Genomic DNA, 15,764 nt, shown 5'->3' with positions numbered 1-15,764 from the left:
CAATTGTAAAGCTGCGCGGGCCGGGTTGGAGGGGACGCCCTAGTAGAGCCCCTCGTTCTCCTCGACGAAGTCGCCGGCGGAATCCTCGCGGCCTTCGGCTTCGATCCGGCGGTTCGCCCTGACCCCTTCGCGAGCCCGCTTGATGAGCTCGAGAATCTCGGCCCTTTGCGCTGCCATTTCGTCGGAACGGGTCGAACGCGGCGGTTCGGTATCGGGCTTGAAAGCCTCCCAGATCACGGATGCCTTGGGATCGTTCGAAGGCTGGCCGTCGAAGACGCGCTTGCCTGTGCGACGGTCGATCTTGACCATGCGAATGCCGGGCGGAGCGACGAAATCGGGCGATGTCCAGCGGTCCTTCGTGGCTTCGACGAAGCGCTTCATGATGGGCGCGGCGGTATTGCCGCCCTGCACCCAGCCACCAAGGTTCCGTGGCTGGTCGAAGCCGACATACATGCCCGCAACGATATCGGGCGTGCCCCCGACAAACCATGCATTGGTCGGGCCGTTGGTGGTTCCGGTCTTGCCGAAGAGCGGCAATTCGAGGCTGCGCAGGCGCACGGCGGTACCGCGCGTGACGACGCCCTGCAGCATGTGGACCATCTGGAAAGCGGTGCGCGGATCGAGGACCTGCTTGCCCGACGGTTCGAAGCGAGGCATCGGCTGCCCGTCCCATTCCGCCATATTACAGCCAGTGCATTCGCGCTTGTCCGTGCGGTAGATCACTTTTCCGCGGCGATCCTGCACGTAGTCGATGACCGAGCCTTCGTTCTGGCGTCCCCAGTTCGCAAGCGCGGCATATGCATTGACCATCTTCGCCACGGTCGTCTCCCCGGCGCCGAGCGCGAAGGAATAGTAGGGCTCGTAGTCGCCGATGCCCACGCGCGAGATGGTCTGGACGACGTTCTGCATACCCGTGTCGTCGGCGATATGGACGGTCATCAGGTTACGGCTCTGCTCGAGCCCCCAGCGCAGCGTATGTTCACCGCCGCCGCCACCGCCGAAGTTGCGGAAGCACTTCTCACCCAGCTGTGCGCCCTGCCATACGCAGAACGTCTGGTCGGGAACCTGCGTGGCAGGCGTCATGCCGTTGTCGAGCGCAGAGGCGTAGACAAAGGGCTTGATTGTAGAACCGGGCTGGCGATTGGCCTGCGTGGCGCGATTGAAGCTGCCCAAGCGGCTGTCGAACCCGCCTTGCATGGCGAGGATCCGGCCGGTCTGCGGGGCCTCCGCCAGGAAGCCGCCCGACACCTCGGGCACGATCCGCAGCCGGTAACCGGAACCCGATGGCTCCGCAGCAACGACGTCGCCGATCTTGAGCGTGTTAGGGGCGCCCGAGAGTGCATAGTCCTCACCATCGGTCAGGCCGATGGTCGGCGAACTGCCTGCCTTGGTGATGACGCCGACACGCCAATTTTCATAATTGATGCTGAGGTTCGAAGAGGCGAGCTGAGAGTGCAGGCTGCCATTCTCCGGGTTCAGCGTTGCAATCGGACCAGTGAAACCGCGGTTGCCGTGATAGCTCAGCAGCTGCGCCCTCAGAGCATCGCGCGCCGCGTCCTGGAGCTCTACGTCCAGCGACGTGCGTACCCACAAGCCGCCGGCGTAAACGCTATTTCCGCCATCATCGGCGGTTTCGCCGAATTCCGAGATGAGCTGGCGGCGTACCTCTTCGAGGAAATAGCCGGCATCGGCCGAACGTTCGCTGCGCTGCTGGACGAGGCCAAGCGGCTGCGCCTTGGCAGTGTTCGCCTCTGCGGCGGAGACGAAATCGTTGGCGACCATCTGGTCGAGCACGAAATTGCGGCGCGTCACGGCAAGATCGCGGTAGCGCTCGCGTCCGTAACGCTCCGGCGCCTTCGGCAGGATCGCGAGGAACGCGGTCTCATGCAGGTCCAGCTCGTCGACATCCTTGTCGAAATAGGCGCGAGCGGCTGCCTGTACGCCAAAGCTTCTCCGCCCGAGCGGAATTTCATTGAGATAGAGTTCGAGAATTTCCTGCTTGGTCAGGACCTGCTCGATCCGCTGCGCAAGGATCATCTCCTTGAGCTTGCGGGTGACCGAATATTCGTCGCCAAGCAGGAGGTTCTTGGCCACCTGCTGGGTGATGGTGGAACCGCCGACCGCGCGTTCGCCAGAGCCGTACTTGGTGGCATAATCGAACACCGCATTCAGCGTGCCGGTGAAATCGACCCCGCCGTGGCTGAAAAAGGTCTTGTCTTCCGCCGAAAGGAAAGCCTCGATCATCGGCTGCGGGAAATCGACATATTGCAACTGGACGCGCCGTTCCCGGGCATAGGAATGGACGATTTCGCCGTCCACGCCGCGCACCACGGAAGGAAGCGGCGTTTCATATTCCAGCAGGGATTCGGCGTCAGGAAGGTTGCGCGCAAGCGAGGCCCACAAGAGCACCAGCAGCATCAGCGCAATGCCGATCAGGTAGGTCATGACCCGCAGGCGCTGGTTGTCGTGCCAGTTCTCGCGCATCCAATTGACAAAGCGCACGGGATCGCCGGTGAGGCGCTCGCGATAATACTGGAGGTGGCTGGCGTAATCCATGATCAACGCAGGCCTCTAGCACGCCGTTCATCCGACGCGCTATACCTACATTTGCATTTGCGACGAGCGCTGCTGCTGGCGGGCGAAATACAGACCGATTGCCTGGGACATCACCTCGGCGAAGTCTTCCCGCCCCTCGGCCGAAGCGAGCCGTTTCGCGTCTTCCTCATTGGTGATGAAGCCGCTCTCGAAAAGGACCGAGGGAATGTCGGGCGCGCGCAGCACCAGGAGGTCCGCGGAATGGCGCGGCTGTGGATGGAATTGCACTTTTCCTTCGCCTGCCCGCTGTATGAGCCTTGCAAATTCGTCGGATTCGGCGCGGGTCCGCCGCCGGGACAATTCGACGAGAATTTCGTTCACTTCGGCACTGGCCCCGCCAAGGGATACGCCGTTCAGCGTGTCGGCGGCGTTCTCGCGCGCGGCGAACCGGGCCGCTGCCGCGCTCGATGCGCGATCGGACAGCGTATAGATACTCGCGCCCTCGACCTCTCCGGCGTCCCCCGCACTGTCGGCGTGAATGGAGATGAACAGGTCCGCATTCAGCCGCCGGGCCAAGCCGTACCGCTCCGAATGGAGAAGGTATCGGTCATCGTCCCTGGTAAGCGCCACGCGCGCGATATTTCTTTCTTCGATCTCGTCGCGAAGCGCCCGCGCCAGTCCGAGCACGAGTGTCTTTTCGCGGTATCCCGATGCGGTGGCGCCGGGGTCGAAACCACCGTGACCGGGGTCGATGACGACCAGCGGCAGTTCCGCCTGACCGCGAACCTCGGGCAATTCGGGCTCATCCGCCTTGCCCGGCAAAGCCGCCCTCAAGACCAGCCCGGGCTCGGCTGCGGCCAAACCGCCGCCAGCGACGACACCGATCGTTGCGGCAAGCGCGGTTACCGTGACGAGAAGGGGCGCGGCGAGATGCATGATCGATTTCATGGTCACCAAAACCTTAAGGCTTCGTGCACCTTATGCGCAATATAGTTGCCGATCGAAACCCACGGTGCTAGCGCTCCTCATATCGGTTCGGTGCCTCCGATCGGCGCGTAAGTCGCGACGAAGAGGGTCGCCGATATCGTATTCGCCCCGCCATCCTGGCGTGGCCCTTATTTGTACAGGTTGATGCACAGAACGCACTCATCCCTTTCCGCAGTCCCTGCGCCGATCTTCGGCAAGACGGCTGCCGCGACGGATGCAGGGGCGCAGATTTTGCGCAGTGCGTCGGATGCAGACACGAATATCCGGACAGACGATCGCAGTGTTCTGAACCGGACCGCTAATGCCGCGATTCCACGCATGGGACGCGGATTTCACACACAATCGCGCAGCAGGAAGGACGGGCTCGCCCCGCCCCGCCGCGCATGGAGAATAATTAATGGCAACGCGCATGCTCATCGACGCGCGCCACCAGGAAGAAACCCGGGTGGCAGTCCTCAAGGGAAACCGGATTGAGGAATTCGATTTCGAATCTGCCGACAAGAAGCAGATCAAAGGAAATATCTATCTAGCCAAGGTCACGAGGGTCGAACCCTCGTTGCAGGCGGCATTTGTCGACTTCGGCGGCAACCGTCACGGCTTCCTCGCCTTCAGCGAAATCCACCCCGACTATTACCAGATTCCCAAGGAAGACCGCGCCGCGCTGCTCGCCGCCGAAGCGGAAGCTGCCGAGGAAGAACAGCGCCTGCGCGCCGAAGAGGAAGAGCGCGGCGAACTTCCGGGCGAAGAGTACGACGCCGAGGATGAAAGCTCCGAAGCGCTTGCAGAAGATCTCGCCGAAGACGGCCTCGAAGAAGTCGACACGTCCGACAAGGACAAGGTCGCCACTATCGAGGAAGGCCATCTCGACGGCGAAGACGACGACGATTCGGATGATAGCGACGACGATGAAGAGAGCGAGGACGACGGCTCGAAGTCCAAGTCCCGCTCGCGCCGTGGCCGTGGCCGCCGCCAGGGCAAGGGTCGCAGCCGCGCCAAGGAAGTGGATGAAGCCCGCGCCAAGCGCATGGCCCTGCGTCGCAAGTACAAGATCCAGGACGTCATCCAGCGCCGCCAGGTGCTGCTCGTCCAGGTCGTCAAGGAAGAGCGCGGCAACAAGGGCGCTGCCCTTACTACCTATCTCAGCCTCGCCGGGCGCTACACGGTTCTCATGCCGAACAGCAGCCACGGCGGCGGCATTTCGCGCAAGATCAATTCCGCCAGCGACCGCAAGCGCCTGAAGCAGATCGTCGGCGATCTGAACCTGCCCAAGACCATGGGCCTGATCGTTCGCACCGCCGGCCTTTCGCGCACCAAGACCGAAATCAAGCGCGACTTCGATTACCTCGCCCGCCTGTGGGACGAAATCCGCGAAAAGACGCTGTCTTCTGCGGCGCCTGCCCTGATCCATTCGGACAGCGACCTGATCAAGCGTGCCATCCGCGACATCTACAATCGCGAGATCGAAGAGGTCGTGGTCGAAGGCGAGGAAGGATACAAATCCGCCAAGGCCTTCATGAAAATGCTCATGCCCAGCCATGCGCGGCGGGTTAAGCAATATGTCGACCCGGTGCCGCTGTTCCAGCGCTATGGCGCGGAAGACCAGCTCAAGGCGATGTACGATCCGGTCGTCCAGCTGAAGAGCGGCGGCTATCTCGTCATCAATCCGACCGAAGCCCTCGTTTCGATCGACATCAACTCGGGCCGCTCCACCAAGGAGCACAATATCGAGCAGACGGCCCTCCACACGAACCTGGAAGCGGCCAAGGAAATCGCCCGCCAGCTGCGCCTGCGCGACATGGCCGGCCTCGTCGTGATCGACTTCATCGACCAGGAACACCATTCGAATACCCGCAAGGTCGAGCGCGCCATGAAGGATGCGCTCAAGAGCGACCGCGCGCGCATCCAGGTGGGCCGCATATCCAGCTTCGGTCTCATGGAAATGAGCCGCCAGCGCCTGCGCACCGGCGTTCTCGAAGCGACCACCCGCGAATGCCCGCACTGCGACGGTACCGGCCTCGTCCGCACCGCCAGCTCTGCCGGTCTTTCGGCGCTGCGCCTGATCGAAGAGGAAGCTGCCAAGGGCAAGGGTTCGCGCATCCGCCTTGCTGCCAGCACCGAGGCTGCCGTTTACCTCCTCAACGAAAAGCGCAACGACCTGATCGAGATCGAACAGCGTTACGGCGTCATCGCCGAAGTCGTGCCGGAAGGCGAAGACGAAGGCGCGAAGATGACGGTGTCGAGCCACGGCCCCAAGCCGAAGGACGCGCCGAAGTTCGACACTATCGTCGATGACGAGGACGACGACGAAGAAGAGTTCGTCGACAGCTCGGACGAGGACGAAGACGATGATCGTCCGCGCAAGAAGCGCCGTCGTCGCCGGGGTGGACGCGGCCGCAACCGGAACCGCGAACAGGATTCGGACGGCAACAACGAAGACGAGTCCGACGAGGATAGCGATAGCGACGCGCATTCCGAAGACGACGACGGTGACGACAAACCGAAGAAGCGCCGCCGTCGCGGCGGACGCCGGCGCGGTGGTCGCGGTCGTGGCGGCAAGTCCGACGAAGTAACGTCGCAGGACGCCGAGAAGCTCGAGAAGGTTTCGGAACAGGTGGCCGAGGACATGGCAGTCGTCGCCGGTCCCGAGGACACTCCGGAAACTGCCGAACAGGCCGCCGAAGAGGAAAAGCCCAAGAAGAAGCGGGCCCCGCGCAAGAAGAAGGTAGCCGAAGAAACCGAGGCCGTTGCCGAGGAAGCTCCTGCCGAGAAGCCAAAGCGTACGCGCAAGAAAAAGGCCGACGACAAAGCTGCGGACGAAACCTCCAGCGACAATGCTGCCGAGGAAAAGCCGAAGCCCAAGCGCACTCGCAAGAAAAAGGCGGACGAGGCTCCGGCAGAACCTGCGGAAGCCGCTGCGGAGGCTGAAGAGAAGCCCAAGCCCAAGCGTACGCGCAAGAAGAAGGCGACCGAAGACGTAGCCGAGCAGGTCAAGGAAGACATGCCCGTCGTCGCCGGTCCCGAAAGCACTCCCGAAACTGCCGAAGCGGCAGCGAAGCAGGACGACCAGTCATCCGACGAAGGCGGCAAGCCCAAGCGCGGCTGGTGGCAACGCACTTTCGGCGAATAATTGGAAGCTAACCGCCCGCCTGGCTCCTGTCAGGTGGGCGGTTTTCTTTCAGACCCCGGCCCGGCGGGCCACGCCCCATTCCATCCAGCCCATCACCTTGGGCGCATGGTCGAGATAAGCCTGGCCCAGCGGCTCCACTTCAAAGCCTGCGCCGCGCAGGGCAGAGCCGATCGGTCGCGTTAGATGGCATCCGCCAGCCAGCGGCTTCCAGACCGGCTCGATCCGGTCCTGCCACTTGGCAACCGATGCATCGGGCGCGCGGCCATGCTCGAGGAAGAGCAGACGCCCTCCCGGCTTCAATATCCTGCGTAATTCTCCCAGCACCTTGGCAGGGTCCTCGACGCTGCAAAGCGTGTAAGTGCAAACCGCCGTATCGAACGTGCTGTCTGCAAACGGAATATCTTCCCCGACGCCTTCGCGAATATCTGCATTCCAGCCACGCTCGCGCGCCCTGTCTCGTGCATTTTCGAGCAATTTCTCGTTGGGATCGATGCCCGCGAAGCTTTCCACGCGGTCGGGATCGTAAAGCGACTGGTTGAGGCCGCCGCCGCACCCCAGTTCGAAAATGTGGCCTTCAGCGAGCGGAATTACCTGCCTGCGCCTGTCCTCGATCCCCTTTTGCCCGCAGGCAAGGGTAATCATCCTCGGCATGACGTGCCGGTCGTAAAGACTGCGCAAGCCCAAACGCTCTCTCCCCACGTTTCGACCGCACTATGCCTGAAAATTTGGCGGTGAAAACCGCTTTTGCCGTCTATGCGCGTCGCTGGCGGAGTAACTCGCGGATATCGTTGAGGTCTTGCGGCTTGTCGACATCGACTGCGGCAAGGCCGTCAGGTGCCTTCACGAGATTTGCCCGCACCCCCATCCGCAGGCCTAGCATTTCGATAGCCTGCGCCATCGACAAGCGGCCAAGCGCGTATTTGACGAGCGTGGAAAAACCCAGTCGGCGCACGATACGCCACGGGCGCTTGCGGTCGGCCTCCACCGCTTTCCAGCTTTCGATGGCCTGCCCTGCCCCTTCATGCTGGAGGTAGAACAGGTTGCACCCGGACCATGCCCCGTCGGCAAGGCGAAGGTAGGTCCGCTTCGAGCCAGGCATCGCCGCTTCGATATCGCGACGCTCTGCCAGCATGATCGACAGGTCTGCCGCTTGCGGTGTGGTTTCGACGATATGCCTGACCCATTCGGGCTTCAGCAGGCCATGGTCCGCGGTAGTCACCAGGAGCGGAGCACCCAGCGCAGCAAATGCGATCGCCGTGCTTTCGCTCGGCCCCTGCCCGGTAGGGAGAACCTCCAGATCGAGCGAGCGAGCCAGGGCTACGACATCCGGGTGATCGCAGGATACCGCGATGCGGTCCGCACCTGCCTCTCGCAGCGCGCTCGATACACGCTCGAGCAGCGCTGTGCCCTCGAGATCGATCAGCGCCTTGTGCGGCTTTCCCTCGGTTCCGGCCAGCGGATCTCCACCCGACCGTGTGCCCGCGAGGATCAATGCCGAGTAAGTCACGCCGCAGCCGCCTTCCTGCGGAGCTGACGAAGGATGACCCACACGGTCGCGCTCATGGCGAGGTAGAAAATGCTCATGGCCAGCGCCACCGCCCAACCAACGCCGACCGGACCCGACGACACGAACGCAAGGACTGCGCCGACCAGCACCGCAAGGGCCAGCACGCGAACGCGAAGGGCATATTTCGCATGGCCGGTGGAATAGAGCATCGGTTCGTAAGACACGCTGGCCAGTTCGAACGCGGCACCGACGGCCAGCGGAATGAGCACCACCGCTCCGCGCGCATAGTCGGAACCGCCGATCAGGACGAGCAGCGGTTCACCGAGGAACACCGCCAGCACAAGCACGGTTACTCCGGCCAGGGCAGCAATCCGGGTGACTTTCCTGACCAGGCCTTCGAAGCGATGGGCCTCGTCCGCCATGGAGGAAATAGCGAATTCCGGCAGGACGGCGCGCGCGATCAGGACAGCGAACTGCTTCACCCCCTGGGCCAGTTGATCCGCAAGCCGGTATAGACCCGCGGCCGACGTCCCGAGGAAATAGCCGACAGCAAGGAGCGGGCCCTGCCGCACGGCCGCGTCGAGCGTCGTTGCGACGTAGGTCACGCCGAAAAAGCTCCTGACCCCCTCGTTTTCGCGCAGCATCTGGTTCCAGTGCCCGAAGTGCCTGCGATGGAAGGCTTGCGGGGCAAGGCGCCGTGCCGCGATCCAGTACAGCGCTGCGGACAGCAGGTCGAAAAATGCCCAGGCGAAGAGGAATTTGCCCACGCTCGCACCTGTCCAGAGGATGATGCCGCTGGCGATTAGGCGTCCGGTTGGAACGACCGCTTCGATATACATGCCCACGTCGAAACGCCCGAGAACCCTGACGATGCCGCTCGGCGTGGTCAGGCGCGACCACATCAGGGCGCAGGCGAACAGGAAGCCCATCGTCACATATTCGGGGTTCAGCTCGAGTATTTCGGCGAACCCGAAATAGAGCAAGGCCGCGATCACGCAGCCCGTGATCGCTCCGAGCACATCGGCAGAGGTGCAGAACCAGATCAGGCGACCGAACCGGGGATGGTCTTCTTCGAGAACGGGCTGCGCGCCGAACCGCACCAAGGTCTGCCAGGTCTGGAAACCGGCGACGGCCACAAGCGCCTGCGCAGTGCCGAAGATCAGGGAAAAGTGCCCGAAATCCTTCAGTCCTAGCGAGCGGGCAAGGATGGCGAGATAAAAGAAGCTGCAGACCGCGCCGAACCCCTTGCCACCGAGAATCCAGGCAAGGTTGCGCAGGATATTGGACAACCCGTCACGTCTTTTTGCGGGTTCTGAAGCCGGCTGCATGGCGCGGACCTTTGAACGAATTGTCCTTGCGGTGCAATTGCATGGTTTGCGACTACCCACCGCCCGCACTATGGCGCCTTCCATGAGGGCCATATTCCTTTTCAATCACGACGCAGGTCACCAGGTTGCTCACCTTGCCGGTATCGCCGCCGCGACGGCCAGATTGCATCCCGATATCGAGACGGTGGTTGCCTATGCGACTCCCGAAATACGTGGCCGTCTGGAAGAACTGATCGAGCCTGCCTCGGCTCAGCTGATCCGCTGGGAAGAACTGGAACTGCCCGGCTGGCGCAAGGCTGTCGCTACGACCTTCGACCGCGTGCTTCCTGCAAGTCGCCTGATGCGCCTGCGCGCCAATATTCCGCTGTTTGCGAGCGCAAACATGATCATCTCGACGGAGCGGACCTGCCTGCGGCTGAAGAAGCACCTCCCGCAAGACAGCATGCCCTATTTTGCGAAAGTGCCACACGGCGCGGGGGATCGCAGCGTGGCCTACCATCCCGATTACACGCGCTTCGACCGCAGCTTCGTTGCCGGCCCAAAGGTCGTTGACCAGCTTGTCGCCCACGGCGTCTCGCGCGAACGACTCGTCATCGTCGGATATCCCAAGTTCGAAGGCATCGACCTCGATGCCAGGGAGCGCTTCTTCGACAACGACAACCCGACCTTCGTCTATAACCCGCACTTCGACCCAAACCTGTCCAGCTGGTACGACGAGGGACCGGAGCTGTTGAGATGGTTCACAAGCGATGCGGGGAAGGACTTCAACCTCATCTTCGCGCCGCATGTGATGCTGTTCAAGAAAGAGCTCCATGTTTCGCCCGAGTACAAGATCGCCCGCAAGCGTCCGGATGTGCCGGAAGAGGCACTCGAAGCCGAAAACGTCCTAATCGACGTCGATTCACCGCGCCTGTTCGACATGAGCTACACGCTCGCCGCCGATGGTTATATCGGTGACGTGTCGAGCCAGATCTACGAATTCCTCGCCCGTCCGCGCGCCGCGTTCTTCTACGACAGCCGCCGCGAGAAGCTGGAGGAAGACGACGAATGGCACTTGTTCTGGGACGCCGGCCCCGTCGTCCAGACGACCGCGGAACTGACGACACTTCTACCCGAATACCGGGAGATCGCGTCGCAATATCGGGACAAGCAGGTCGAGCTGTTCTCCTACACCATCGACCTCGGCGATCGGCCGGCCAGCGAGCGCGCGGCAGACGCGATTGCCGACGCCGTCAAGGAGCAAGCGGGTCGATAACCTTCCAGCCACGCGCCCTCGCCTTCGCGGTCTCGGCAGGCGAACCGGTGACGAAAAAGGGCTCGTCCGCCCAGTTGAGCAATGGCGCGTCGGCGAAGCTGTCGCTGAGAAACCGCACATGCACGGCATCCCGGTCGATGGCCTGTTCGTCAAACCATGCAAGGACGCGGGCTTTCTTCACCTCGCCATAACAGTTGCCCCCCGGAATTTGCGAGCCGTCCCAGCCTGTTGCGATCACATGTTCGAAACCGAGGCGCTTGGCGAAGGACTGGGCGTAGAAGCCGAAGGCGGCAGTCGCCACCATCATTTCCGCACCCGATTTCCGGTCCTCTTCGACCAGTTTCATGACCGCCGGCATCAGGCCCGGATGCTCGATGCGCGCCCCCGCATAGTCATCGCCGATCTCCTCCAACCGGTCGAGCCGGACATTTCCGAGCATCAACTTCATCCCGAACCGCTTTAGAGCAGTGCGCGAGTAGAAACCCACCCGGTAACCGATCATGGCTATCACCCAGATCGGCAAGAGGCCCAGTCGCCAAGGCGCAAGCCGCCGCGCCGCAAAGGCGAGAAACGGGGTAAAGGTCGGACGGCGGGTCAAGGTCCGGTCGAGGTCGTAAATCGCGATGTGCACTTCGATGCGCTGCCATGTGCGTGTTTTGCACGCAAGTCCGCTGAAAATTGGCCGTTCCGGGCCTTGCGCCACTCGCACGAACCGCTAGATGGGTTGCGTAAAGCAACAGGATCGCTTGAAAATGGCTACGTTTACCCTCCCCAAGAACTCCAAGATCAGCGGCAAGGGCCGTGCGCATACGGCAGACGGCGGGACGCGGGTAAAGAAATTCAAGATCTATCGCTACGATCCCGACAGCGGCGAAAACCCGCGCTACGACACGTTCGAGATCGATCTCGACGAGTGTGGCCCGATGGTCCTCGACGCCCTGTTCAAGATCAAGAACGAGATCGATCCCACGCTGACTTTCCGTCGCTCGTGCCGTGAGGGCATTTGCGGTTCCTGCTCGATGAACCTCAACGGCAAGAACGGCCTCGCCTGCACCACGGCGATCGACGACCTCAAGGGCGAAATCCGCATCACCCCGCTTCCGCATATGGAAGTGGTGAAGGACCTGGTGCCGGATTTCACGCACTTCTACGCACAATATGCCTCCATCCGTCCCTGGCTGCAGACCGTCAGCCCGACGCCCAGCGGCAAGGAACGGCTCCAGACCCCCGAACAGCGTGAACAGCTCGACGGCCTGTACGAGTGCATTCTGTGCGCCTGCTGCTCGACCGCCTGCCCCAGCTATTGGTGGAATTCGGACAAGTTCCTCGGCCCCGCCATCCTGCTGCAGGCCTATCGCTGGCTAGCAGACAGCCGCGATGAAATGACCGGCGAGCGCCTGGACCAGCTGGAAGATCCCTTCCGCCTGTATCGCTGCCACACGATCATGAACTGCGCGAATGTCTGCCCCAAAGGTCTCAGCCCGGCAAAGGCGATCGCGGAAACCAAGAAGATGATGGCCGAACGCGCAATCTGACGTGGTTCTGCCCGACACCGTTTTCGAACATGGCCCCGATCCGGAAAATCCGGGCTGGCGGCACTGGAACCTGAAAGACCAGAGCCTTTTCAACGGCGCCGTGATGGGCAAGCTCATCACGCGCGTCGACGAAGACGGGCGGTCCCGCCTGCGGATGTTCCCGGAACGCCGGCACGAAAACCTGCAGGGCATCATTCACGGCGCGGTTTCGCTGTCCCTGATCGACATCTCCCTGTTCACGACCATGCACACGATCGGGACGGGTAACGCAGGCCCTTCGGTCACGCTGGAACTTTCCACCCAGTTCGTCGGCGGTGGCGATCCGAAAAGGCCGCTGGACGCGGTGTGCGAGATCGTTCGCGAGACCGGAAGTCTCGTGTTCGTTCGGGGCTCGGTCGTGCAGGAAGAGGATGTCATCTGCGCCTTCTCCGGTATCGTGAAGAAGATGCGCCCGCGCCCCCTCTCCCAATGACCGGAATGCTCGCCCGCTACGAACGCCTGGTGGCGGCAGGCGAATTGCAGCCAGATCCCGACCAGAGGCGCGCTGCCGAGCGGCTCGACAGGCTACAGAAAGACCTTGAGGCCGACGAGCCCGGCGGTCTCCTCTCGCGACTGTTCCAGGCAAAGAAAACGCGGCCGCAAGGCGTCTACATGTGGGGCGGCGTCGGACGCGGCAAGTCGATGCTGATGGACCTGTTCGTGGAGAGCCTTTCGATCGCGGAAAAGAGGCGGGTTCATTTCCACGAGTTCATGCTCGAGGTGGATCGCATGATCCGCGACGAGCGCAAGAAGGAAGCGGGCAATCCCATCGCGCCTGTGGCTGCCCGGATCGCAGACGACGTCCGTTGCCTCGCGTTCGACGAGATGGTGGTCAACAACACCGCGGACGCGGCAATCATGGCGCGCCTGTTTACTGCCTTGATTTGCGACGAGGGTGTGACCATCGTCACAACCTCGAACCGCCCGCCGAGCGACCTCTACAAGGACGGCCTGAACCGCTCCCTCTTCCTGCCGTTCATCGATCTCGTGCAGGCAGAACTCGATGTCGTTCCACTCAACGGGCCGACCGATTATCGCCTCGACCGCCTCGGCGATCTGGCAACCTGGCACACGCCGCTGGGGGATGAAGCTACCGCGCAGGTCCGGGAAGCGTTCTTCCGGCTCACCGATTACGCTCCCGAAGATGCGGAGCACGTGCCGAGCGGCGAACTGGACCTCGGCGGCGGGCGCACCCTGCATGTGCCCAAGAGCTTCAAGGGCGTCGGCGTGTTCAGCTTCAAGCGCCTTTGCGGAGAGAACCGCGGCGCTGCCGATTACCTCGCCATCGCACATGCTTATCACTCGGTCATCGTCGTCGGCATCCCGCGCCTGTCGCCGGAAAACCGCAACGAGGCGATCCGCTTCACCAAGCTGATCGACGCGCTATACGAAAACAGCGTGAAACTGTTCGCAACCGCTGCGGCCGAACCGAAAGACCTCTACACATCGGGCGATGGATCGTTCGAGTTCGAGCGGACCGTCAGCCGCCTGAAGGAAATGCAAAGCGCCGATTACATGGCGCGGGGCCACGGCCTGGCGGGTTAGGCGCTCGGCCGCAGGTGGCGCAGCGAGCGCTCCAGCATCAGCAATTGCCACAGGGTGCGACCGTTGTCGGACCGCCCTTCGATATGGTTTTCCGCGAGGCGGACAAGCGCATTGCGCTGAAACCAACCGCTGTCCACCAGCAGGCTGCTCGACGCGATCCGCCGCGCCTCGTCGGCCAGCGAGCCGCGGAACCACTGCGCCAACGGTGTCACGAACCCCTGCTTCTTGCGATAGAGGATGTCGTGCGGGAGATAGCGCTCCATCGTGCGCTTCATCAGCCATTTGCCATCACTGCCACGGACGCGCTCGCGCTGCGGCAGTGTGGCACCGAACTCGACGAGGCGATGATCCAGCAGCGGTTCGCGTGCTTCGAGGCCGACTGCCATGCTGGTGCGATCGGTCTTCGTGAGAATATCGCCGGGCAGCCAGAACTTGAGGTCGGCATATTGCGCCCGGTCGAGCCCTGAGCGCGCCGGTGCATCGCGCATCAACTGCTCGAAGGGCTGTTCGGCACGGTACTCGCCCCGCGCCTTGAGCAACGCGTCTCCGTAAAGTCCTTCGCGCAGCTCCGGGGAAAGGATCGCCAGCGCCCGAGCATATCCGCTCTCCCCGCTTTCGGCCAAGGACAGCAAAGTCGTCTTCGCGCGCAGGGGGCGCGGCGCCCAGTCCGCCTTGGGCCATGCCTTGCCAAGCGCACCGAATACAGCGCCGCGAAGCCTAGCGGGGAGAACCGAGCGCGCCTGTTCTTCCCTCAGCTGGAAGAGGTGGCGGCGGTAGCCTGCAAAGGCCTCGTCCGCCCCGTCGCCGGACAGGGCAACCGTCACATGCTCCCTCGCCAATTCGCAGACCCGCAAGGTCGGCAGGGCGCTGGCATCGGCAAAGGGCTCGTCGAAGATAGCGGCGATACGGTCGATCTCGCCGAACTGGTCGGCCGATACGATGCGCTCATGATGGTCCGTCGCGAAAAGCTCCGCCACCTGCCGGGCGTGTGCCGTTTCATCGACGCTCTCGACATCGAAGCCGATCGAGCAGCTCGTCACCGCGCGATTGCTCGCCTCGCTCATCAGGGCGACGACCGAAGAACTGTCCACACCGCCGGATAGGAAAGCGCCCAGCGGAACGTCTGCGACCATGCGGCTGGTCACGCCTTCGCGCATCAGGTGCAGCAATTCGGCGGAGCGGTCGGCGGTTTTGCCCTTCCCCCTTCCCTCAAAGCTCACATCCCACCATCGTTTGGGCTCAGGCAGGGGCCGTCCGTGATCCAGCAGCATGAAATGCCCGGCCGGCAGCTTGGTGACATTCTTCAGGATCGCGCGGTGATCGGGGACATAGCCCCAGGTCATGTAATCCTCGATCGCGAGCGGATCGATCTCCCGCCGCATCATCGGATGCGCTATCAGGCCCTTCAACTCGCTCGCAAAGCCCAGCGCACCGCCGGGAAGATGCGCCAGGTAGAGCGGTTTTACCCCCAGTCGGTCGCGTGCAATGAACAGCTTGCGCCGGTCATGGTCGTACAATGCGAAGACGAACATCCCATCGAGCCGCGATAGGCAATCCGGCCCCCATTTCTGCCAGGCGGCTAGGATGGTCTCGGTGTCGCCTTCGGTACGAAACTTGGCCCCGTCCTGCGCGAGTTGGCGGCGAAGCGTGCGGTAGTTGTAGATCTCGCCGTTGAAGACGATCGTCGTGCGGCCATCTGCCGAATGCATCGGCTGCGGCGAACCTTCGAGATCGATGATCGAAAGCCGTCGATGACCCAGGCCTACGCCTGGCGCAGTCCATACGCCCGCCCCGTCCGGCCCCCGATGGGCCAGTGCAAGGGTCATGGCCTCGACCCGCTTGGGATCGACCGGCTTCACCGTCTCGTAATGGAAGATACCCGCGATCCCGCACATGGCGGAGTGCC

12 protein-coding genes are annotated in these 15,764 nt (G+C 62.7%); 5 read left to right on the top strand and 7 right to left on the bottom strand.

Annotated features, from left to right (window positions below; translation table 11 throughout):
* Positions 1-39: 39 nt before the first annotated feature.
* On the bottom strand, positions 40-2,484 hold the full coding sequence (locus LCM24_RS12460; RefSeq protein WP_224804976.1) for a penicillin-binding protein 1A: 2,445 nt from the start codon (positions 2,482-2,484) through the stop codon (positions 40-42).
* A 117-nt stretch (positions 2,485-2,601) separates the two neighbouring features.
* On the bottom strand, positions 2,602-3,483 hold the full coding sequence (locus LCM24_RS12455; protein WP_224804974.1) for an N-acetylmuramoyl-L-alanine amidase family protein: 882 nt from the start codon (positions 3,481-3,483) through the stop codon (positions 2,602-2,604).
* A gap of 436 nt (positions 3,484-3,919) precedes the next feature.
* On the opposite strand from LCM24_RS12455, the gene LCM24_RS12450 reads away from it, so the two are divergent.
* On the top strand, positions 3,920-6,649 hold the full coding sequence (locus LCM24_RS12450; RefSeq protein ID WP_224804770.1) for an Rne/Rng family ribonuclease: 2,730 nt from the start codon (positions 3,920-3,922) through the stop codon (positions 6,647-6,649).
* A gap of 48 nt (positions 6,650-6,697) precedes the next feature.
* Here the strand turns inward: LCM24_RS12450 and LCM24_RS12445 are convergent, their stop codons facing one another.
* The 3 genes from LCM24_RS12445 to LCM24_RS12435 form a co-directional block, all read right to left on the bottom strand.
* Complete coding sequence (locus tag LCM24_RS12445) at positions 6,698-7,291, bottom strand: class I SAM-dependent methyltransferase (protein WP_318247372.1); 594 nt, start codon at positions 7,289-7,291, stop codon at positions 6,698-6,700.
* A gap of 109 nt (positions 7,292-7,400) precedes the next feature.
* Positions 7,401-8,156 carry an NTP transferase domain-containing protein gene (locus LCM24_RS12440; protein ID WP_224804766.1) on the bottom strand — a complete coding sequence of 252 codons (756 nt, stop codon included), beginning with the start codon at positions 8,154-8,156 and terminating at the stop codon, positions 7,401-7,403.
* Complete coding sequence (locus tag LCM24_RS12435; RefSeq protein ID WP_224804764.1) at positions 8,153-9,484, bottom strand: lipopolysaccharide biosynthesis protein; 1,332 nt, start codon at positions 9,482-9,484, stop codon at positions 8,153-8,155. Before LCM24_RS12435 ends, LCM24_RS12440 begins: the two co-directional genes overlap by 4 nt.
* A gap of 82 nt (positions 9,485-9,566) precedes the next feature.
* Here LCM24_RS12435 and LCM24_RS12430 point away from each other — a divergent pair, with 82 nt between their 5' ends.
* Complete coding sequence (locus LCM24_RS12430; protein ID WP_224804761.1) at positions 9,567-10,739, top strand: CDP-glycerol glycerophosphotransferase family protein; 1,173 nt, start codon at positions 9,567-9,569, stop codon at positions 10,737-10,739.
* Here the strand turns inward: LCM24_RS12430 and LCM24_RS12425 are convergent.
* A complete protein-coding gene (locus LCM24_RS12425) occupies positions 10,717-11,370 on the bottom strand; it encodes an HAD family hydrolase (RefSeq protein WP_224804759.1) in 654 nt (217 codons plus the stop codon). The two genes, LCM24_RS12430 and LCM24_RS12425, sit on opposite strands and share 23 nt — an antisense overlap.
* A 121-nt stretch (positions 11,371-11,491) precedes the next feature.
* Between LCM24_RS12425 and LCM24_RS12420 the strand changes: the two genes are divergently transcribed.
* Genes LCM24_RS12420 through zapE form a run of 3 tightly spaced genes read left to right on the top strand, consistent with a single transcriptional unit; the run spans position 11,492 to position 13,858 of the window.
* Positions 11,492-12,274, top strand: coding sequence for a succinate dehydrogenase iron-sulfur subunit (locus LCM24_RS12420; protein ID WP_090479401.1), 783 nt, complete (start codon positions 11,492-11,494; stop codon positions 12,272-12,274).
* A 1-nt stretch (position 12,275) separates the two neighbouring features.
* Positions 12,276-12,746: a PaaI family thioesterase gene (locus LCM24_RS12415; RefSeq protein WP_224804757.1), complete on the top strand. Its 471-nt coding sequence runs from the start codon at positions 12,276-12,278 to the stop codon at positions 12,744-12,746.
* Positions 12,743-13,858, top strand: a complete 1,116-nt coding sequence (gene zapE / locus LCM24_RS12410) for a cell division protein ZapE (RefSeq protein WP_224804755.1) — start codon at positions 12,743-12,745, stop codon at positions 13,856-13,858. Before LCM24_RS12415 ends, zapE begins: the two co-directional genes overlap by 4 nt.
* Here zapE and LCM24_RS12405 read toward each other — a convergent pair.
* Positions 13,855-15,753, bottom strand: coding sequence for an XrtA/PEP-CTERM system amidotransferase (locus tag LCM24_RS12405; RefSeq protein WP_224804753.1), 1,899 nt, complete (start codon positions 15,751-15,753; stop codon positions 13,855-13,857). The genes zapE and LCM24_RS12405 overlap by 4 nt on opposite strands.
* Positions 15,754-15,764: the final 11 nt, after the last annotated feature.

The sequence above is a fragment of the Qipengyuania aquimaris genome (assembly GCF_020171965.1).
In the GTDB taxonomy this organism is placed as follows: Bacteria; Pseudomonadota; Alphaproteobacteria; order Sphingomonadales; family Sphingomonadaceae; genus Qipengyuania; species Qipengyuania aquimaris_A.
The sequence above is the reverse complement of the archived record's forward strand: the minus strand, read 5'-3'. Positions and strand labels throughout refer to the sequence as shown.